Here is a 20,563-nt window from a genome sequence, read left to right on the forward strand (position 1 = left end):
TCATGGCCGAAAACACTCACAGGTGCGTAGCGCCTGCGGGCAGAGATCACGCACAGGCGCGGTAACGCCTAGCCCTTGATCATGTTGCGGAGCACGTACTGCAGGATGCCGCCGTTGCGGTAGTAGTCGGCCTCGCCGGGCGTGTCGATGCGCACGACCGCGTCGAAGACGACCTTCTCGCCGTTCTCGCGGGTTGCCGTGACCTTGACGGTCTTCGGCGTGACACCCTCGTTGAGCTTCTCGACGCCTTCGATGTCGAAGACCTCGGTGCCGTCCAGCTTCAGCGACGCAGCGGACTCGCCGGCCGGGAACTGCAGCGGCACAACGCCCATGCCGATGAGGTTGGAGCGGTGGATGCGCTCGAACGACTCGGTGATGACGGCCTTGACGCCGAGGAGGCTGGTGCCCTTGGCGGCCCAGTCACGGGACGATCCGGAGCCGTACTCCTTGCCGCCCAGCACGACCAGCGGGATGCCGGCCTCCTGGTAGTTCTGCGACGCGTCGTAGATGAACGCCTGCGGGCCACCGTCCTGGGTGAAGTCGCGGGTGTAGCCACCGGAGACGTCGTCGAGGAGCTGGTTGCGCAGACGGATGTTCGCGAACGTGCCGCGGATCATCACCTCGTGGTTACCGCGACGCGAGCCGTAGGAGTTGTAGTCCTTGCGGTCGATGCCGTTCGCGTCCAGGTACTGCGACGCGGGCGTTCCGGCCTTGATGTTGCCGGCCGGGGAGATGTGGTCCGTTGTGACCGAGTCGCCGAGCAGCGCGAGGACGCGGGCGCCCTTGATGTCGCTGACCGGGGTCGGCTCCTTCGGCATGCCGTCGAAGTAGGGTGGCTTCCGCACGTAGGTGGAGTTGGCGTCCCACTCGAAGGTCTTGCCCTCCGGGGTGGGCAGGCCGCGCCAGCGCTCGTCGCCCTTGAAGACGTCCGCGTAACCCTTGACGTACATCTCCTGGCTGATCGAGGAGTTGATGGTCTCCTGGATCTCCTGCGCGGAGGGCCAGATGTCCTTCAGGAACACGTCGTTGCCGTCGGCGTCCGTGCCGAGGGCGTCGTGCTCGAAGTCGAAGTCCATCGTGCCGGCGAGGGCGTACGCGATGACCAGCGGCGGGGAGGCCAGGTAGTTCATCTTGACGTCGGGGGAGATGCGTCCCTCGAAGTTGCGGTTACCCGACAGCACCGCGGTTGCGGTGAGGTCGTTGTCCTGGATGGCCTGCGAGATCTGCTCGTCCAGCGGGCCGGAGTTGCCGATGCAGGTGGCGCAGCCGTAGCCGACGAGGTAGAAGCCGAGCTTCTCCAGGTACGGCCAGAGACCGGACTTGTTGTAGTAGTCGGTGACGACCTGCGAACCGGGAGCCATGGACGTCTTGACCCACGGCTTGGCGGACAGGCCCTTCTCGACGGCGTTGCGGGCCAGCAGGGCGGCGCCCAGCATGACCGACGGGTTGGACGTGTTGGTGCAGGAGGTGATCGACGCGATCACGACGGCACCGTGGTCGAGGATGAACTCGCCCTTGTCCTCGGACAGAACCTTGACCGGCTTGGTCGGGCGGCCCTCGGCTCCGTTGGCGGCCGACTGCACGTCGACGGCGCCGTCGTCGGCGAACGACAGGGCGGCGGGATCGCTCGCGGGGAACGACTCCTCGACGGCCTCGTCGAGCTGCGAGTGACCCGTGGGGTGGTGCTCCTCCACGTAGTTGTGGATGTCCTTGCGGAACGCGTTCTTCGAGTCCGACAACAGGATTCGGTCCTGCGGGCGCTTCGGGCCCGCGATGGACGGAACCACGTCACCGAGGTCGAGTTCGAGGTACTCGGAGTACTCGGGCTCGTGGTCGGCGTCGTGCCAGAGGCCCTGTTCCTTCGCGTACGCCTCGACGAGGGCGAGCTGCTCCTCGGAGCGGCCGGTCAGGCGGAGGTAGCTGACGGTCTCGGCGTCGATCGGGAAGATCGCGGCGGTGGAACCGAACTCGGGGCTCATGTTGCCGAGCGTCGCGCGGTTGGCCAGCGGAACCTCGGCCACACCCTTGCCGTAGAACTCGACGAACTTGCCGACGACGCCGTGCTTGCGCAGCATGTCGGTGACGGTGAGGACCACGTCGGTGGCGGTGACGCCGGGCTTGATCTCACCGGTCAGCTTGAAACCGACGACGCGCGGGATCAGCATGGAGACGGGCTGGCCGAGCATGGCGGCCTCGGCCTCGATGCCGCCGACGCCCCAGCCCAGCACGCCCAGGCCGTTGACCATCGTGGTGTGCGAGTCGGTGCCGACGCAGGTGTCGGGGTACGCCTGGCCGTTACGGACCATGATCGTCCGGGCCAGGTGCTCGATGTTGACCTGGTGGACGATGCCGGTGCCCGGGGGGACGACCTTGAAGTCGTCGAACGCGCCCTGGCCCCAGCGGAGGAACTGGTAGCGCTCACCGTTGCGGGAGTACTCGATCTCGACGTTGCGCTCGAACGCGTCGGCGCGGCCGGCGACGTCGATGATGACCGAGTGGTCGATGACCATTTCGGCGGGTGCGAGGGGGTTCACCTTATTCGGGTCGCCGCCGAGCGCGGTGACCGCTTCACGCATGGTGGCGAGGTCCACGATGCAGGGGACGCCGGTGAAGTCCTGCATGATCACGCGGGCAGGCGTGAACTGGATCTCGACGTTCGGGTCGGCCGATGGATCCCAGCTCGCGATGGCGCGAACGTGGTCGGCGGTGATGTTCGCGCCGTCCTCGGTGCGAAGCAGGTTCTCGGCGAGAACCTTCAGTGCATAGGGCAATTTTTCGGTGCCGGGCACGGCCGAGAGGCGGAAGATCTCGTAGGAGTTCTCACCGACCTCGAGGGTGCCTTTGGCGCCGAACGAATCAATACTCGTGCTCACGTCAGCTCCACTCGTCTATGAGGGTCGCCGCCGACGGGGCTGTGTCGACGGCTGCAGGCACTGCGGGCACGGCTGATCCGTGTGCGCTGTAGTGCTAGCGATGACGGAATCGGCCCTTACCGCGGTACCTCCGATAGTCTAACAGTACGCTTGTCCTGTGAGAATTCGGGGCGGAATCGAGCGCGTTCCCTCGGCGATTCTCCTCGACCGCGATGCGGGACGCGCGCGGACGGAACGGAACTTCGGGGACTCCTCACGTAGTGTTCACGCGAGGCTTACGTTCCTACAGCAAACCCGGATGAGAGATGCCTGCCCCTATCGCCACCGCACTTCCTGCCAGTGTCATGCTCCCCGCCCATTCGGCCCTCCCATTGTCGACGGACCTTCCGGAAGACATCGACGTCTCCGACGTGGTCGCGGACGTGTCCGACGACGGCGTGTCGGCGCCTGCCGACGAGGCGAGGGAACTCGCCGCCGTGGTCGACCGCGCGGCCGAGCACGGGATCAAGCTGAGCATCGTGGTGCTGGACGAGGATCCCGGCCGCGATTCGCAGCTGCGCGACCTCGCGACCGAGGTCGGGGCGGAAGAGGGTGGCACCGTTCTGGTGCTGAGTCCCAGCTGGGTCGGCACGTACAGCGATTCGATCAGCCGGGTTCTGCTCGAATCGGGTCAGGACCGCACCTACACCGGCGATGCGGTGGTCTCCGCGAATCACTTCGCCGACGAGGTGATCGAGCCGGGCCCCCCGTGGGCCTTGTTCACGGCCGTCATCGTCGCGATCGTCGTGATCGCGTCGGCTGCCACGTTCTTCGCGAAATCGCGCCGGGCGTCCGTATCCCGTGACGACACCGCAGAAAAGGGCGACAGCACGGCAGGGGCCGGCACGTCGTACGAGCGGCAGAAGCCCTGACGCTCTCCCGAATTCCCGGGATAACTCGGCGGCAATTTCCCAATTCACCCCAGCGTGGCCGCTGCCTGCGTCGATGCACGTAAAAGGCGCCGACGATTCACAGTTCGACATTTCCGCTGGTCAAATTACTCATGTGTTATTTGTGACTAAAGTTTCCATAGAGTCCGGAAGTGTCGTACGGTGCATTTGGCGCTCTTGGGGAAGAAGTGTCGCAGGCTGGTGATTGACGTCCAGAGTGACGGCGATCCGGTGTATGTCGGTGTCGCCGAAACGCGGGAAGGTGTGGCTGCCGAAAATTTCTCCCCACGACGAGCACGGCGCGGTGTGCGTGATCGGTGCAGAACCGAGGGAGAGTGTTGTGAAGCGACAAGCACGAGCTGGAGTGGGGCACCGTAGCTTCTCCCGCGGGCACACTCGCACGGCGCGCCTCCTGATCGGACTGGGCATCGTCGGAGCCCTGGTCGGCAGCACGCCCGGCCTGGCCGTAGCGGTGCCACCCCCGCCGCCGAATCCGTCCGACAACGACATCGTGCAGGCCCAGACCCAGGTGTCGGCGGGCCTCGGGCAGGTCAGCGAACTGATCAACCAGGTCGCCACCGCGGATCAGCAGCTCGCTCAGCTCGACAACGAGGTCGCCATCAAGCGCGAGGACGTGAATCGGGCTCTGGTCGATCTGCAGAACGCCCGCAGCGCCGCCGATCTCGCGGCCAGTGTGGTCGGGGCCTCGCAACAGGCGCTGCGCGACGCCGGGGCGCAGATCGAACTCGCGCAGAAGGACTTCGACAAGTACGCCCGGTCGAGCTACACGCAGGGCACCAACGTCTCCTCGATCTCGACGTACCTGGGCGCCCAGGGTCCCGGCGACGTCCTGGATCGCGCGCAGGTTCTGAAACTCCTGGCCACCAGCCAGAATGCGGTGCTCGAAGGTCTGCAGCGGGCACGGACCGCGCAGGCCAACAAGGATTCCTCGGCACGCGAGGCGAAGCAGCAGGCGGACGTGGCCGCCGACCGGGCCGTGTCGAAGAAGTCGCTGGCGGAGCAGGCGATCGCGATCGCCCGGTCGGCGCTGCAGGATCAGGCGGCCGAGAAGGCACAGATCGAGAGCAACCGCGCCGCCGCCCAAGCCCAGCTCGACGCCGCCCGCGGGAACGTCGCGGGGCTGCAGGGGCAACGTGAGGCGTACGCCACGTGGGAGGAGCAGAAACGCGCCGAGGACGCGCAGAAGGCCGCCATCGCCGCCGCCGCCCGGGAGGCCGCGACGCAGGCCGCGGCGCGGGTCGCCGCCAACGAGGCGGCACGACAACGCGCCGCGGAACTCGCCGCGGGGCAGCGCGCGCACACCACGATCGAGGAGGACTCGGAGGACGAGGACTCCGACTCCTCGGCCGACGGCGGAACGACCACGCCCAAGTCCACCCCCAAGTCGAAACCGTCGACCAGCGGTGAGGACCTGACCGGCAGCGAGGCCATCGAGACCGTCATCGACCGGGGACTGTCCCAGATCGGTGTGGAGTACGCGTGGGGCGGCGGCGACGAGAACGGCCCCACCCTCGGCATCCGCGACGGCGGCGTCGCCGACAGTTACGGCGACTTCAACAAGGTCGGTTTCGACTGCTCCGGTCTGATGATCTACGCGTTCGCCGGGATCGGCATCTCCTTGCCGCACTACACCGGGTATCAGTACACCGCGGGCAACCAGGTTCCCTCGGAGGAGATGCAGCGCGGCGACATGATCTTCTGGGGCCCGAACGCCAGCCAGCACGTCGCCCTGTATCTCGGAGACGACCAGATGCTCGAGGCCCCCGAGTCGGGAGACGTCGTCAAGATCTCCCCGGTGCGATGGGATGGCATGACCCCTTACGCTGTCCGTATGGTGTCGTGATCCATGGTGTCGATGAAGTAGTTCGCAGTGCGGATCGTGCTTGGTTGCGGCGGGGGTTGCTTGCACCTGGAATAGTTGAGCAAGTACGTGAACGGGCGGAACGATCTAGGTGAAAGCGGTGGATTCTTGGTGACCTCACGTGATGATGCGGTATCGGAGGGTGCAGCCCGGAAGGAGTCGCCCGCGAAGGACGCTCCCGAAGGTGTGAAGAACGGGGGTGCGGCCAACGGATCGGGTCCCCAGAACGTCACCGCGCCGAATGCCCCCTCACAGAATGCGGGCACGCAGAGCGCGACGACGAAGACGCTCGCGCCCAGTCTCGTCGCCGACGTCCAGACGCTGGAACGCGCGATCTACGAGGTCAAGCGCGTGATCGTCGGGCAGGACCGCCTCGTGGAGCGGATCCTGGTCGGTCTGCTCGCGAAGGGGCACGTGCTGCTCGAGGGTGTGCCGGGTGTCGCGAAGACCCTGGCCGTCGAGACGTTCGCGAAGGTGGTCGGCGGATCCTTCTCGCGTGTCCAGTTCACCCCCGACCTGGTGCCCACCGACCTGATCGGTACGCGCATCTACCGGCAGGGGCGCGAGGAGTTCGACACCGAGCTCGGTCCCGTCGTCGCGAACTTCGTGCTCGCCGACGAGATCAACCGCGCGCCGGCGAAGGTGCAGTCGGCGCTTCTCGAGGTGATGGCCGAGCGGCACGTCTCGATCGGCGGCAAGCGGTACCACATGCCCGACCCGTTCCTGGTGATGGCGACGCAGAACCCGATCGAGAACGAGGGTGTGTACCCGCTGCCGGAGGCGCAGCGCGACCGCTTCCTGTTCAAGATCCTCGTCGACTACCCGACAGTGGAGGAGGAGCGCGAGATCGTCTACCGGATGGGTGTCGACGCGCCGGAACCCCACCAGGTGCTCGATCCCGAGGAGCTCGTCCGCCTGCAGAAAGTCGCGAGCGGTGTCTTCGTGCACCATGCGCTCGTCGACTACGTGGTCCGGGTCATCGCGGCCACGCGCACGCCGGCCGAGTTCGGTCTCCCCGAGGTCGACGGCTGGATCGCGTACGGCGCGTCGCCGCGCGCGACGCTGGGCATCATCTCCTCGGCCCGGGCGCTGGCGTTGCTGCGCGGGCGTGACTACGTGGTGCCGCAGGACGTGCTCGAGGTGATCCCGGACGTGCTGCGGCACCGTCTCGTGCTGTCGTATGACGCTCTCGCCGACGAGGTCAGCCCGGACGACGTCATCTCCCGCGTGCTGCAGACGGTGGGTCTGCCGCAGATCGCCGCACAGCCGACGACGGTCCCGGCCGCGCCCGCCGGTCACCACGGACCGCCCGTCCCGTCCACGTCGGTGCCCGGACCGACGGCGATGAGCCAGCCACGGTGAGTGCGCGTACCGCCGGTGCGCAGAGCTCCGGCCCGCCGCCGTCGTTTCGCTCCGGCGAACTCCGTGATCCCAAACTGTCCGCTGCGCTGCGGACGCTGGAACTGACCGTCCGCCGCCGCCTCGACGGCGTGCTGCACGGCGACCATCTGGGCCTGATCCCGGGACCGGGCTCCGAACCGGGTGATGCGCGCGAATATCAGCCGGGTGACGACGTGCGTCAGATGGACTGGTCGGTGACCGCCCGGACGACGCACCCGCACGTCCGGCAGTCGGTGGCCGACCGGGAACTCGAGACATGGCTCGTCGTCGATCTGTCGTCGAGCCTCGATTTCGGTACCGCCGGCTGCGAGAAGCGGGACCTCGTGGTGGCTGCTGCCGCCGCCGTCACCCATCTGACCAGCGGCGGCGGGAACCGGATCGGGGCGATCGTCTCGACCGGCGCCCAGACCACCCGGATCCCGGCCCGCGGCGGCCGCATCCACGCGCAGGCGATGCTGCGTCAGATCGCGACCACCCCGCACGCCCCGGACGGGGTGCGGGGCGACCTGCAGGGTGCGGTGGAGTCGTTGCGCCGACCCCAGCGTCGCCGCGGTCTGGCCGTCGTCATCAGTGACTTCCTGGGACCGATCGATTGGGAGCGGTCGCTGCGGGCGATCTCGGGACGCCACGACGTACTCGGTGTCGAGGTGCTCGACCCGCGAGATCTGGAATTACCCGACATAGGGGATGTAGTGCTGCACGATCCGGAGTCCGGACGGACCCGCGAGTTCACGACCACACCGCAACTGCGCGCCGACTTCGCGCGGGCCGCGGACGAGCACCGCCTGCAGGTGGAGCAGTCGTTGCGGCGCTGCGGCGCCCCGCTGCTCAGTCTGCGGACCGACCGGGACTGGATCTCGGATGTCGTGCGGTTCGTGTCCGCCCGGAAGCACAGTTACGGCACCGCGACGAACCAGAGGTCCCGCCGGTGAGCCTTTCCCAGTTCACCTCACCGTGGTGGCTGCTCTTCCTCCTGGTCGTCGTGGCATTGGTCGCGGGATACGTGTGGGTGCAGCGTCAGCGGCAGAAGCACACCCTCCGGTTCACCAACTTCGCGCTCCTCGAGAAGGTCGCGCCGTCGCGGCCCGGACGAGCCCGGCACGTTCCGGCGCTGCTGATGGTGCTGGCGCTGGTGTTCTTCAGCGTGGCGCTGGCCGGACCGACGGAGGACAAGCGGGTTCCGCGGAACCGGGCCACCGTGATCCTCGTCATCGACGTCTCGTTGTCGATGAAGGCGACCGACGTGGAACCGACCCGGCTGGCCGCCGCGCAGGACGCCGCGAAGTCGTTCGCCGACGGGCTGACCCCCGGCATCAACCTCGGTCTCGTCGCGTTCGCCGGCACGGCGTCGGTGCTGGTGTCGCCGACCACCAACCGGGAGGCGTCGAAGGTCGCGATCGACAATCTGCAGCTGAGCGAGCGGACCGCCACCGGTGAGGCGATCTTCACGTCGCTGCAGTCGATCGACACGCTGGCCGCGGTGCTCGGCGGCAGCGATCAGGCGCCGCCCGCCCGCATCGTGCTGCTCTCGGACGGCAAGCAGACGGTGCCCGAGAACCCGGACGATCCGCGCGGCGGATTCACCGCGGCCCGGCAGGCGAAGGACAAGGACGTCCCCATCTCGACGATCTCGTTCGGCACCAGCTACGGCAAGGTCGAGATCGAGGACGAACGGATCCCGGTGCCTGTGGACGATCCGTCGCTGCGGGAGATCGCGAATCTCTCCGGGGGCAGCTTCTTCACGGCCTCGAGCCTGGAGGAACTGCGCGACGTGTACGACACCCTCGAGGAGCAGATCGGTTTCGAGACCACCCGCGGCGACGCCAGCCGCCCCTGGCTCGTGCTGGGTGTCCTGTCCGCCACGGCGGGGCTGATCCTCGCGCTGGTCCTGCGTCAACGGCTGCCGTGATCTGCGTTCCGGCGGCGTTCTCGGCATCAGCGCCCTGCTGACCGCGGCCCCGCACTTCCACTTCTGCACATCTGAACAGATAGGTTGATCCCCATGTCTACCCCACAAACTACTGACGCGTCAGTTAGGACGGTGTCCACTCCTCGGTCGGTGCTCGTCACCGGCGGCAACCGCGGGATCGGCCTCGCTGTCGCGCAGCGCCTCGCGGCGGACGGGCACAAGGTCGCGGTCACACACCGCGGTTCGGGTGCGCCCGACGGCCTGTTCGGCGTCCAGTGCGACGTCACCGACTCCGAGTCGGTCGACCGGGCCTTCAAGGAAGTGGAAGCGCACCAGGGTCCCGTCGAGGTTCTCGTCGCGAACGCCGGCATCACCGACGACACGCTGATCATGCGGATGACCGAGGAGCAGTTCACCTCCGTCGTCGACGCCAACCTGACCGGCGCGTTCCGCGTCGCGAAGCGGGCCACGCGGTCGATGCTGCGGGCGCGGTTCGGCCGGTTCGTGTTCCTGGGGTCCGTCGTCGGTCTGGCCGGTGGTCCCGGCCAGGTGAACTACGCGGCGTCGAAGGCCGGTGTGGTCGGCATCGCGCGGTCGCTGACCCGTGAACTCGGTTCCCGTTCCATCACCGCGAACGTGGTGGCCCCGGGATTCATCGACACCGACATGACCGCGGTCCTCGACGACAAGTACAAGGACATGATCACCGGCGCGGTCCCGCTACAGCGGCAGGGCAAGCCCGAGGAGGTCGCCGCAGTGGTGAGCTTCCTGGCCTCCGACGATTCCGCCTACGTCTCCGGCGCGGTGATTCCCGTCGACGGCGGCCTCGGCATGGGCCACTAGCTCTCCCCACTCCCACTTCCCGGACTTTTTCTTCACAGGAGGACACCTCATGGGCGGATTGCTCGAAGGTAAGACCATTCTCGTCACCGGCATCATCACGGACGCGTCCATCGCGTTCCACGTCGCCAAGGTCGCCCAGGAACAGGGCGCCAAGGTGATCATCACCGGATTCGACCGTCTCCGGCTGATCGACCGCATCGCGCAGCGCCTGCCGCAGCCGGTGCCGCCTGCGCTCGAACTCGACGTACAGAACCCGGAGCACCTCGCGAGCCTCGCCGACCGCATCCGGGAGATCGCGCCCGAGGGCGTCGACGGCGTCGTGCACTCCATCGCGTTCGCGCCGCGGTCCTGCCTGGGCAGCCCGTTCTTCGACGCACCGTGGTCCGATGTGGGTGTGGCCTTCGAGGTCTCCGCCTACTCGTACGCGTCGCTGTCGAAGGCGCTGCTGCCGGTGCTGAACGACAACGCGTCGATCGTCGGCATGGACTTCGATCCCGCGCGCGCGGTGCCGTTCTACAACTGGATGGGTGTCGCCAAGGCCACCCTCGAGTCGGTGAACCGGTATGTCGCCAAGGAGGTCGGCGAACGCGGTATCCGCTCCAACCTCGTCGCGGCGGGCCCGATCAAGACCCTCGCCGCCAAGGCGATCGCCGGTACCGCCACCGACGACGCCAAGCAGATGAACGAACTCAACACGGCGTGGGACGAGCGCGCGCCCATCGGCTGGAACGTCGACGACCCGGAGCCGGTCGCGAAGACCGTGTGCACCGTGCTGTCCGACTGGCTGCCCGGCACCACCGCGTCGATCATCTACGTCGACGGTGGCGCCCACGCGATGGCCGGCTAGGGCACTACCCGGGGAGTGCGCCCCGAACGGCAGCACGGAAGATGGGGATCATGATCGCTGCGAATTCGACGGACGGTTCCGGTTCCCGGTTCGATGCCCTTCTCGTGTTGTCGTTCGGGGGTCCGGAGCAGCCCGCCGACGTGCGCCCGTTCCTGGAGAACGTCACCCGGGGCAGGGGGGTGCCGCCCGAACGTCTGGACGCGGTCGCCGAGCACTACCTGCATTTCGGGGGCGTGTCGCCGATCAACGCCCTCAATCGCGACATCATCTCCCACGTCGAATACGAATTGGCAAGCGCCGGAATGGATCTGCCCGTCTATTTCGGTAACCGGAACTGGCATCCGATGGTCGAGGACACCGTCGCCCGGATGGGTACGGACGGGGTGCGGTCCGCCCTCGTGTTCCCGACGTCGGCGTGGGGCGGGTACTCGGGCTGCAGGCAGTACCACGAGGACGTCGCCCGGGCGCGGGCCGCGGCCGGGGACGGGGCACCGCACCTGCTGAAGCTGCGGCAGTACTACGACCACCCGCTGCTGATCGGGGCGTTCGCCGACGCCGTCCGCGAGGCCGCGGCGCAGCTTCCCGCCGGGCGACGGGCCGGCGCGCGGCTGGTGTTCACCGCGCATTCCGTGCCGGTGTCCGCGGACGTCAACGCGGGACCGCCCGCGGACGGTGGTCGTCTCTACAGCCGGCAGGTGGCCGAGGCGGCCCGGCTCACCGCCCGCACCGCCGGCTTCGACGACTTCGACCTGGTGTGGCAGTCCCGGTCCGGGCCGCCCCAGGTGCCGTGGCTCGAGCCGGACATCTGCGACCACCTGGACGTCCTCGCCGCCCGCGGTGTGGGCGCGGTGATCGTGTGCCCGGTGGGGTTCGTGTCCGATCACCTGGAGGTGGTGTGGGATCTCGACACCGAGGCGCGGGACAGGGCGGCCGAACTCGGCATCGACTTCGTGCGTGCGGCCACCCCCGGAACGGATCGGCGTTTCGCCGAACTCGTCGTCGCACTGGTGACCGAGCAGCTGGCCGGCACACCCGCCGAGCGGCTCGGGTCCGAGCCGCTGCTCGGTTCGACCCTGGACGGGCAGTCCTGCGCGGTGGACTGCTGTAAGGCCGTGGTCAGGCCGTCAGGCCGTCCCGCGCACACGCATTGACGGCGGCGGTGCGCGCCGAGCGCACCGCCGAACGCAGGGGCCGCAGCAGGTCTTCCAGGGTGGCGGCACCCGACGCGGACACGGTGCGCGCGGGGGCCATCTGCTCGGCGACCGTGAGGATCGCGGCCACCTGATCGGCCGAGTCCAGGATCCGTAGCGCCCGCGGGGCGATCGTCGTCGGATACCGGTGACGGGCGGACTGCGCCAGCGCATCGGCGATCAGGGCGCGCGGATCGGCGCCGAACCCGGAATCGAGCATGTGCAGTGCCTCGAGTGCGGCCGCGGCGTCGCGCACCGCCTGCCGCATCGTGAACTCGGCCTCGCCCAGTCCGGTGTGGTGGGCGTCGAGGGGAAGCGGCTCGATCGTCGACACCGTCCAGCGCAGCACGTCGGGGCCCTCGACGTGCGGGACGAGCCCCGTTCCGGACCGGCCGGGCGGTCCGACGAGCACACCTTCGCCCGCGCTGATCGCGGCGGACGCGAATTCGGTGCCCGCGGGAAGCCCGCGCACGTCTCCGGGTCCGGGCAGGACCAGCCGGATCTCGGTCTCGGGTTGCGACACGGCGCGGCGCATCGTCTGGAGCAGCGCCGTCACCCCGGCGTCCTGCGGGTCGGGCCACGGCAGCCCGGTGCGACCGGCCGTCACCGGATCCTCCGCGCACGCGAGGTGCATCGGCGCCCATGCGTGGAGGGCGTCGATGACGTCGTCGGGTGCACTGTTCCCGGCGAGCCAGGAACTGGCCCACACGGTGAGAGTGGCGCTGGGTGAAGTCACGATAAACGAGCATATGTCGGCGTGGCGGAGTGTGCGTAACGGCGTCGCTGGCATAGCGTCAGCGCCCGTGAGCGGAGGCGACAGATACGGCGACATCTTTTCCGGCCACCCACGCGCGAGGAAGCCCGTGACGCCGACGGTCCCGGCCGAGCGGGACCTGGTGGTCGAGGACGCGGGCACCGGTTTCTGCGGGGCGGTGGTGGGGTTCGAGCGCACCTATGACGGCGATTTCGTGCGGCTCGAGGACGGGGCGCGGCGCACCCGGTTGTTCGCGATGCGGGAGGCGGCGTTCCTGATGGACGGGAAACCGGTCACCCTGGTCCGACCGGCGGCCACGCCCGCCGGTCCGGCGACCACGCGATCGGCGTCGGGATCCACCAAGGTGGAGGGGCTGCGGGCCCGGACGGCGCTGGCGAGCCGGATCTGGGTGGAGGGCGTGCACGACGCCGCCCTCGTGGAGCGGGTGTGGGGGCACGACCTGCGCGTCGAAGGTGTCGTCGTCGAGCATCTCGAGGGTCTCGACAATCTCGGGGAGCGGCTCGCCGAGTTCCGTCCCGGTCCCGGACGGCGCGTCGGCGTGCTCGTCGATCACCTCGTCACCGGGTCCAAGGAAACCCAGCTGACCCAGGGGCTAGGGCCGAACGTGCTCGTGACCGGGCACCCGTTCATCGACGTGTGGGAGGCGGTCCGCCCGTCGGCGGTGGGCATCGAGGCGTGGCCGAAGATCCCGCGCGGTGAGGACTGGAAGACCGGGGTGTGCCGCGAATTGGGGTGGGGGACACCGCGCGACGGCTGGCGCCGGGTCTATTCGGCCGTCGACACGTTCCGGGACCTCGAGGCGCCGCTGATCGGGGCGGTCGAACAGCTGGTCGACTTCGTCACCGTCGGTTCCGGAGATTCTGGTTAGATGGTGTTGTGGCTGCATTGATTTGGCTGGTAGCGGGGGTGCTGCTCGCCGCCGCGGAAGCGTTGACGGGGGACTTCTTCCTCCTCATGCTGGCGGGCGGTGCGCTGGCCACGGCCGGGGTCACCGCGATCACCGACTTTCCGGTCTGGGTCGACGCGGTGATCTTCGGCGTGCTGTCCCTCGCCCTGATCCTCGGGGTGCGGCCGGTGTTGTTGCGTAAGTTCGAGACCCCGCCGCCGACCCCGACCGGAATCGAGGCGCTGACCGGCAAGCAGGCCCTGGTGCTCGAGGAAGTCGCCGAACACGCGGGGCAGATCAAGCTCGGCGGGGATGTCTGGACGGCCCGCCCGCTCGACAGCACGGAAGTGTATCCACCGGGAACGACCGTGACGGTAATGCAAATTGACGGCGCGACCGCCGTCGTATGGAGGGGACCGTAGATGGCAGCGCTCATCGTACTGATCGTGCTCGTGTTGTTCGTCGCCCTGGTGGTGGCCAAATCGGTGGCCTTGGTGCCGCAGGCCGAGGCCGCGGTGATCGAGCGTCTCGGCCGGTACGCGCGGACCGTGTCGGGCCAGTTGACGTTCCTGATCCCCTTCGCGGACCGCATCCGGGCCAAGGTGGATCTGCGCGAACGGGTGGTGTCGTTCCCGCCGCAGCCGGTGATCACCCAGGACAACCTGACGCTGAACATCGACACCGTCGTGTACTTCCAGGTCACCAACCCGCAGGCCGCGGTGTATGAGATCAGCAATTACATCGTCGGCGTCGAGCAGTTGACGACCACCACACTGCGCAACGTCGTCGGCGGTATGACATTGGAGGAGACGCTCACGTCCCGTGACTCCATCAACGGGCAGCTGCGCGGCGTGCTGGACGAGGCCACCGGCCGGTGGGGTCTGCGCGTCGCCCGGGTCGAGCTCAAGAGCATCGATCCGCCGCCGTCGATCCAGGAGTCGATGGAGAAGCAGATGAAGGCGGACCGCGAGAAGCGGGCCACCATCCTCACCGCCGAGGGCCACCGGGAGTCGGCCATCAAGACGGCGGAGGGTGACAAGCAGTCCCGTATCCTCGCCGCGGAGGGCGCGAAGCAGGCGTCGATCCTCACCGCGGAGGGTGAGCGGCAGTCCCGCATCCTGCGGGCGCAGGGTGACCGGGCCGCCAAGTACCTGCAGGCGCAGGGCCAGGCGAAGGCGATCGAAAAGGTGTTCGCCGCAATCAAATCCGGCAAGCCCACCCCCGAACTCCTCGCCTACCAGTACCTGCAGACGCTGCCGCAGATGGCGCAGGGCGACGCGAACAAGGTGTGGCTGGTGCCCAGCGACTTCGGTGACGCCCTCAAGGGTTTCGCGAAGTCCCTCGGCGCGCAGGGGCAGGACGGCGTGTTCCGATATGAGCCGTCCACGACGGACGAGGATCTGCCGAAGCCCGAGGACGATTCGGAGGAGGTCGCCGACTGGTTCGAGACCAAGTCCGACCCGGCGATCGCGCAGGCTGTCCGGGCCGCGGAGGTCGAGGCCCGGCGCCCAGTCGACGGGCCGGGACCGCTCGCGAAGTCCGGTGGCGCCGACGAGCAGGCGCTGCATCCGGGTGATGTGCCGGGGCAGCTGCCGCCGCCCGTCCCCCCGCACGGGGACTGACGGAGTCCGACATCCGACCGCAGGCCCTACCCGGCCGCGGCGTAGCGGCGCAGCAACGGCCGGAGCACGCGGAAGAGCTGTTCGGGTGTGTGGTCGAGGTAGAAATGATCGCCCGCCATGATGCGCACCTCGGACAGCTGGGTGGTGTGCCGATTCCAGGCGTGGAGATCCCGCTCGCCGACCAGCGGATCGGCGTCCGCGCCGAGTACATGCACCGGGCAGGGGAGCGGTGGGTCTCCGGGATCGCGGTAGCCGGCGCAGAGGCGGAGATCGTTTCGCAGTGCGGGGAGACAGCGGCCTCGCCACGCCGGCCTGGCCGGGAGGTCGGTGGGCAGACCGCCCGTGGCGCGCAGCAACTCGATCAGTGCCGCGTCGTCCAAGTCGTCGACCGGCGGCAGCGGCGAGGGCAGGTGCGGCGCCGAGTACGCGGAGAGCAGCAGCGCCCGGGGGAGCGGATGCCCGGCCGCGCGACGACGGCACGCGAGCCGGTACGCCACCAACGCGCCCATGCTGTGCCCGAAGAAGACATGCGGCTCCGTGAGGTGGTCGGCGAGCTCGGACTCGAGCTCGGTGACGAGGGACTCGACGTCGGTGAACCCGGCCTCGCCGGCACGGCTCTCCCGGCCGGGCAGTTGCACGGGCCACACAGTCACGTGTGGGCTGACGGCGCGGTTCCAGTGACGGTACGTCGAGGCTCCGCCGCCGGCGTGGGGAAAGCAGAACAGCCGGAGGGGGCCGGGCACGGGGTTACGCCGCCGCGACGAGCTCTGCGAGCTCTTCGGCGAGAGCTGCCACCGTGGACCGGATCTGGTCCTCGGTGTGGCACGAGGTGACGAAGAAGCGCAACCGCGCGAGGTCTTCGGGCACCGCCGGGTAGAGGATGGGATTCACGTTGATGCCGCGCCGGAGCAGTGCGTTGGACAACGCGAGGGTGCGGAGTGAATCCCCGACGATGCAGGGGATGACCGGGGTGTCCTCGGTGTCCCCGGTATCGATTCCGGCGTCCGTGGCGAGCTGCAGGAAGAGCCGCGAGTTGCGACGCAACCGCTCGACCGCCTCGGGTTCGGCGCGCATCTGCCGGATCGCGGCCAGGGACGCCGCGGCATTCATCGGCGTCATCCCGACGCTGTAGACGAAACCGGGCGTCGTGTACTTCAGGAAGCGGATGAGCTCGGCGCTGCCCGCGACGTAGCCGCCGCAGCCGGCCAGGGCCTTCGACATCGTGCCGGACCACAGCTCCACGTCGTCGCGGTCGACGTCGAAGTGCTCGCCGATGCCCCCGCCGGTGGCACCGAGCACCCCGATGCTGTGCGCCTCGTCGATCATCATCAGCGCCTGATGCTTCTTCTTCACCGCGATCATCGCGGGCAGGTCGGGGATGTCGCCGTCCTGGCTGTAGACGCCCTCGATGAGGATGAGGACCCGCCGGTACTGCGAGCGGATCGCGGTGAGGAGGGCGTCCAGCGCGGCGTGGTCGTTGTGCGGGAAGGGGCGCCGGGTGGCGCCGGACAGTGCGCAGCCCTGCAGGATGCTGTCGTGCGCGAGACTGTCGTGGATGACCAGGTCACCCTCCCCGAGGAGATGACCGATGACCGTGACGTTGGTGGCGTGTCCGCTGACGAGGGCGATCGCGTCCTCGGTGCCGAGCAGGCCGGCCAGTTCGGCTTCGAGTTCGCGGTGGACCGGCTTCTCCCCGGACAGCAGCCGACTGGCCGAGCAGGAGCTGCCGTAGCGGGCGACCGCGTCCTGCACCGCCGACACGACGGCGGGGTGCCCGGACATGCCGAGGTAGTTGTAGCTGGAGAAGTTGACGACCTCCGCGCCCCCGATCGTCGACGTGTCCCGCGTGACGCCGTCGTTGACGAGGAAGTACGGGTTGGTGACACCGAGCCCCTCGGCCGTGTTCAGCCGGGCGGCGAGCGCCTGAACCTCCGGGAACTCCGCGATACGGAACTCGGGTGCCACCGCGGTGCGTAGGACCACCGGTTCCTGCGGGACGGACGGTTCCGGCGGCGGCGCGGCCGTGGGGGACCCGGGTGCGTGGTGCGCGGTCACATGCTCGATCACATCGCCGACAGTGCGGCTCGGTGAGAACCAGTGCGGTTCGACGACGAGACCGGGGAATGCGCGGCTCACCCCGCCGAACAGGTCGGTGATCATGATCGAGTCGAATCCGAGGTCGCCGACGATCGTCTGCGTCGCCTTCAGCGCCGCCGCGGGGAATCCGCTGACCCGGGCGACTTCCGCGCGCACCCTGGTCGCGACGTCGCCGACCGCTGTCGCGGGACCCGGCCCGACGCCCGGCGTCGCCGCCGGCACGGGGAGGGCTACTGCGGGAACGCCGTTGGCGGCAGCGGCGAGGACGGCGGCCTGTTCCCGGAAGAGCGCGATCAGTTGTTCCATGGTGGTGTCCTCGGGGTCGGGCGTCGTGTGGGCGGGTGCGGGGGTCGGCGCGGCCGCGGGTGCGTCGTCGGGTGTCCAGAAGCGGGCGGTGGTCGCGAACTCGTATCCGCTGAGCCGTCGGCGGACCCGGGCACCCGGTTCGTACAGCGCATCCCACGCGGGGTCGAGTCCGTCCCGGTACAGGGCGGCGACGGTGTCGGGGAGTTCGGTGCCGGTGGCGGCCGGACCCGGGCACGGTGCCAGGTGCCGCGCGGGCGAGTCCGGATGGGCGCGGGCGGTGAGCGGCAACAGGATTCGTGCGGGGCCCACCTCGATCAGGTGGGTCGGATCGCAGATCATCGCGGCCGCGGTGGCGTCCGCGAACCGCACGGTCGCCGTGATGTGGTCGGTCCAGTAGGCCGCGTCCATCGGCTCGTCGACGTCGAGCAGCCGCCCCCGTGTGGTCGAGAAGATCGGGATCTCGGGCGGTCGATACGTGCAGTCGGCGGCGACCTCCGCGAACGCGTCCTGCATCGGTGCCATGGCGGGGGAGTGGAAGGCATGCGAGACGGTGAGCCGGCGGACGAGAAGTCCGGCCGCGGTCAGTGCGGCGCCGAGGCGTTCGAGCGCGTCGGCCGCCCCCGACAGCACCACGTCCCGCGGCCCGTTCACCGCCGCCAGCGCGGCCGCGGGCTCGGCGGCGAGCAGGTCGGCGACCTCGTCCGGTTTGGCCCGGACCGCGAGCATCGTGCCGCCCGCGGGCAGTTGCTGCATGAGCCGTCCCCGCGCGACGATCAGCCGGCATGCGTCGTCCAGGCCGAACACTCCGGCGTGCGCTGCGGCCGCGTACTCGCCGACGCTGTGACCGACCAGCCATGCCGGTTCGATGCCCAGCTCGCCGAGTGTCCGGGCGAGCGCGTATTCGGCCGCGAACAGGGCGGGCTGCGCGAACTCCGTCCGATGGATCTCGTCCCCGGCATCGAACAGCATCTCCCGCACCGAGCGGCCCAGATGCGGCGTCATCCGCTCGTCCACGTCGGACAGTGCGCGCCGATAGGCGCCGTGGTGCTCGTGCAGCGCGCGGGACATTCCCGGGTACTGCGCGCCCTGACCGGTGAAGAGCCAGCCGATGCTCACGGGGCGGGCCGCGCCGGACAGCGACTCGAGCAGGTGTTCGTCGTCCGCGACAGCGCGCAGCGCCGCGACGGCCTCGTCCCGGTCGTGCGCGGTGAGCGCGAGGCGGTGGCGCCCGGATGCCTTGACCGTGTTGGTGCTCCAGCACACCCGGCCCAGGTCGGCAGCCGGACGGGCGAGCAGATCGTCGGCCAGGACGGCGGCGTTGCGGGCGAGGCCTTCCCGGTTGTTCGACGACAGGGTGAGCACGCCGCCACCGGCACTCGCCGCGGCGGGGTCGGTGGCGGGGTCGGTGGCGGGCGCGGAGGCCAGCAGCATGTGCGCGTTGGTGCCGCCGAGCCCGAAACTGCTGACGGCCCCGTGCACGTCGCCGCCGGGCAGCGTCATCGGCTCGGACAGGAGGCGGAGGCCGTTGTCCGCCAGGCGGAGTCGCGGGTTCGCGTCCTGCGCGTAGCGGCTGGGCGGTACCACGCGGTGGTGCAGGGACAGGGCCACCTTGATCAGGCCGGCCACGCCGGCCGCTCCCTCCGTGTGGCCGAGATTGCCTTTGATCGATCCGATCGCGCACGGCTGCGGCCGGGTCACCCCGTGGACGTGACCGAGGGCCTTGATCTCGATCATGTCGCCGAGCACCGTCCCGGTGCCGTGCGCCTCGAGGAACGCGACCTGGGCGGGCGTGACACCCGCACGCCGGTAGGCCGTCTCGACGACCTGCTGCTGGGCCCAGCGGTTGGGTGCGGTGATCCCGTTGCTGCGGCCGTCGTTGTTGACGGCGCTGCCCTCGATCACCGCGTAGATCGGCAGGCCCTCGGCCTGCGCGTCCTCGAGCCGGCGCAGCACGAGGACTGCGACACCCTCGCCGCGACCGATGCCGTCGGCCGTTCCGCTGAACGGTTTGCACCGGCCGTCCGGCGCGGACAGCCCGGCCTGGGTGTAGAAGACGTTCACCGTCGGGGTCAGAGTGAGGTTGACGCCCCCGGCGAGGGCCTGATCGCAGTCCCCGGACCGCAGCGCCGCGCAGGCCAGATGGATGGCGACGAGGGACGAAGAGCAGGCCGTGTCGATCGCCATGCTCGGGCCCTGCAGGTTCAGGTGGTAGGAGACCCGGTTCGCGGTCATGAAATAGCCGTTGCCGCTACCGAGTTGGGGGGTGATACGCGAGACGTCACGCATCTGGAGATTCCACTCGTTGGCCATGACGCCGACGTACACGCCGGTGTTCGACCCGGCCTGCGCCCGCGGGTCCAGGGCGGCGTCCTCGAACGCGCGCCACGCCGCCTGCAGCAGCAGGCGCTGTTGCGGGTCCATCGCCGCGGCCTCGCGGGGCGCGATGCCGAAGAATTCGTGGTCGAACGCGTCCGCGTCGGCGAGGAATCCGCCGCTGCGGTTGTTGACCGAGCCGGGACCACCGGCGGCGGCGTAGACGTCGTCCGCGTTCCATCGCCCGGCGGGGACGTCGGTGATTCCGTCGCCGCCGCCCATCAGCAGCGTCCACAACGCGTCGGCGTCGGGTGCCTGCGGAAAGCGGCAGTCGAGGCCCACGACGGCGACGTCGGTCATGAGGCCTTCCGGTACCGGCCTGCGGCTTCGTCGACGACGAAGACGGCCATCTCGGCGATGGTCGGATAGTCGAACACCACGGTGGGATCGAGTTCGAGGTCCCAGCGGTCCTCGATCTCGCCGCACAGGCTCACCGCGGATACCGATTCGATTCCCAGTTCGGCGAGCGGCAGGTGGGGGTCGACCTCGCGCACCGGTTGTTCGGTGTGGAAGGCCACCCTTCCGGCGAGCCAGTCGATGACGGGGGCGTGGTCGCGCGGGGTGCTCTGTTCGGGGATACGCATGGGTGTTCTCTCCTGGTCGGTGATGGGTGATGGGTGATGGGTGATG

Annotated in this window: 16 protein-coding genes; 11 read left to right on the forward strand and 5 right to left on the reverse strand. The window is 69.2% G+C overall.

Going from position 1 to position 20,563, the window contains the following annotated elements; translation table 11 throughout:
* Positions 1-68: 68 nt before the first annotated feature.
* Entirely contained in the window at positions 69-2,873 is a 2,805-nt protein-coding gene (gene acnA / locus ACFVJ3_RS14640) for an aconitate hydratase AcnA (protein WP_378452691.1), read from the reverse strand.
* A 305-nt stretch (positions 2,874-3,178) separates the two neighbouring features.
* Between acnA and ACFVJ3_RS14645 the strand changes: the two genes are divergently transcribed.
* The 8 genes from ACFVJ3_RS14645 (at position 3,179) to ACFVJ3_RS14680 (ending at position 11,835) form a co-directional block, all read left to right on the forward strand.
* The gene (locus ACFVJ3_RS14645) at positions 3,179-3,784 is read left to right on the forward strand and encodes a DUF6676 family protein (RefSeq protein WP_378452692.1); all 606 of its coding nucleotides are present in this window, start codon (positions 3,179-3,181) and stop codon (positions 3,782-3,784) included.
* Between the two features lie 382 nt (positions 3,785-4,166).
* Positions 4,167-5,666: an NlpC/P60 family protein gene (locus tag ACFVJ3_RS14650; RefSeq protein WP_378452762.1), complete on the forward strand. Its 1,500-nt coding sequence runs from the start codon at positions 4,167-4,169 to the stop codon at positions 5,664-5,666.
* A gap of 204 nt (positions 5,667-5,870) precedes the next feature.
* Positions 5,871-7,046, forward strand: coding sequence for an AAA family ATPase (locus ACFVJ3_RS14655; RefSeq protein WP_378452763.1), 1,176 nt, complete (start codon positions 5,871-5,873; stop codon positions 7,044-7,046).
* Positions 7,043-8,017, forward strand: coding sequence for a DUF58 domain-containing protein (locus tag ACFVJ3_RS14660; RefSeq protein ID WP_011598892.1), 975 nt, complete (start codon positions 7,043-7,045; stop codon positions 8,015-8,017). Before ACFVJ3_RS14655 ends, ACFVJ3_RS14660 begins: the two co-directional genes overlap by 4 nt.
* Entirely contained in the window at positions 8,014-8,994 is a 981-nt protein-coding gene (locus ACFVJ3_RS14665) for a VWA domain-containing protein (RefSeq protein WP_378452693.1), read from the forward strand. Before ACFVJ3_RS14660 ends, ACFVJ3_RS14665 begins: the two co-directional genes overlap by 4 nt.
* Positions 8,995-9,087: 93 nt before the next feature.
* Complete coding sequence (gene fabG1, locus ACFVJ3_RS14670) at positions 9,088-9,837, forward strand: 3-oxoacyl-ACP reductase FabG1 (RefSeq protein ID WP_378452694.1); 750 nt, start codon at positions 9,088-9,090, stop codon at positions 9,835-9,837.
* A gap of 49 nt (positions 9,838-9,886) precedes the next feature.
* Positions 9,887-10,684, forward strand: a complete 798-nt coding sequence (gene inhA / locus ACFVJ3_RS14675) for an NADH-dependent enoyl-ACP reductase InhA (protein ID WP_005241845.1) — start codon at positions 9,887-9,889, stop codon at positions 10,682-10,684.
* A gap of 41 nt (positions 10,685-10,725) precedes the next feature.
* Positions 10,726-11,835 carry a ferrochelatase gene (locus ACFVJ3_RS14680; RefSeq protein WP_378452695.1) on the forward strand — a complete coding sequence of 370 codons (1,110 nt, stop codon included), beginning with the start codon at positions 10,726-10,728 and terminating at the stop codon, positions 11,833-11,835.
* Here ACFVJ3_RS14680 and ACFVJ3_RS14685 read toward each other — a convergent pair.
* A complete protein-coding gene (locus tag ACFVJ3_RS14685) occupies positions 11,801-12,610 on the reverse strand; it encodes a hypothetical protein (RefSeq protein WP_378452696.1) in 810 nt (269 codons plus the stop codon). The two genes, ACFVJ3_RS14680 and ACFVJ3_RS14685, sit on opposite strands and share 35 nt — an antisense overlap.
* A 67-nt stretch (positions 12,611-12,677) precedes the next feature.
* Between ACFVJ3_RS14685 and ACFVJ3_RS14690 the strand changes: the two genes are divergently transcribed.
* From ACFVJ3_RS14690 to ACFVJ3_RS14700, 3 genes are read left to right on the forward strand one after another with little or no spacing between them, the layout of a single operon-like run.
* Positions 12,678-13,517 carry a DUF3097 domain-containing protein gene (locus tag ACFVJ3_RS14690; RefSeq protein ID WP_378452697.1) on the forward strand — a complete coding sequence of 280 codons (840 nt, stop codon included), beginning with the start codon at positions 12,678-12,680 and terminating at the stop codon, positions 13,515-13,517.
* Between the two features lie 8 nt (positions 13,518-13,525).
* Positions 13,526-13,957 carry an NfeD family protein gene (locus tag ACFVJ3_RS14695; RefSeq protein WP_005241863.1) on the forward strand — a complete coding sequence of 144 codons (432 nt, stop codon included), beginning with the start codon at positions 13,526-13,528 and terminating at the stop codon, positions 13,955-13,957.
* Positions 13,958-15,157, forward strand: a complete 1,200-nt coding sequence (locus ACFVJ3_RS14700) for an SPFH domain-containing protein (RefSeq protein ID WP_378452698.1) — start codon at positions 13,958-13,960, stop codon at positions 15,155-15,157.
* 26 nt (positions 15,158-15,183) lie between these two features.
* Here the strand turns inward: ACFVJ3_RS14700 and ACFVJ3_RS14705 are convergent, their stop codons facing one another.
* Genes ACFVJ3_RS14705 through ACFVJ3_RS14715 form a run of 3 tightly spaced genes read right to left on the reverse strand, consistent with a single transcriptional unit; the run spans position 15,184 to position 20,517 of the window.
* Entirely contained in the window at positions 15,184-15,900 is a 717-nt protein-coding gene (locus ACFVJ3_RS14705; RefSeq protein ID WP_378452699.1) for a thioesterase II family protein, read from the reverse strand.
* Between the two features lie 4 nt (positions 15,901-15,904).
* The gene (locus tag ACFVJ3_RS14710) at positions 15,905-20,233 is read right to left on the reverse strand and encodes a type I polyketide synthase (protein ID WP_378452700.1); all 4,329 of its coding nucleotides are present in this window, start codon (positions 20,231-20,233) and stop codon (positions 15,905-15,907) included.
* Positions 20,230-20,517: an acyl carrier protein gene (locus tag ACFVJ3_RS14715; protein WP_378452701.1), complete on the reverse strand. Its 288-nt coding sequence runs from the start codon at positions 20,515-20,517 to the stop codon at positions 20,230-20,232. The genes ACFVJ3_RS14710 and ACFVJ3_RS14715 overlap by 4 nt, the downstream gene beginning before the upstream one ends.
* Between the last annotated feature and the right edge of the window lie 46 nt (positions 20,518-20,563).

This window comes from Rhodococcus sp. NPDC127593, from assembly GCF_042671975.1.
Lineage (GTDB): Bacteria > Actinomycetota > Actinomycetes > Mycobacteriales > Mycobacteriaceae > Rhodococcus_F.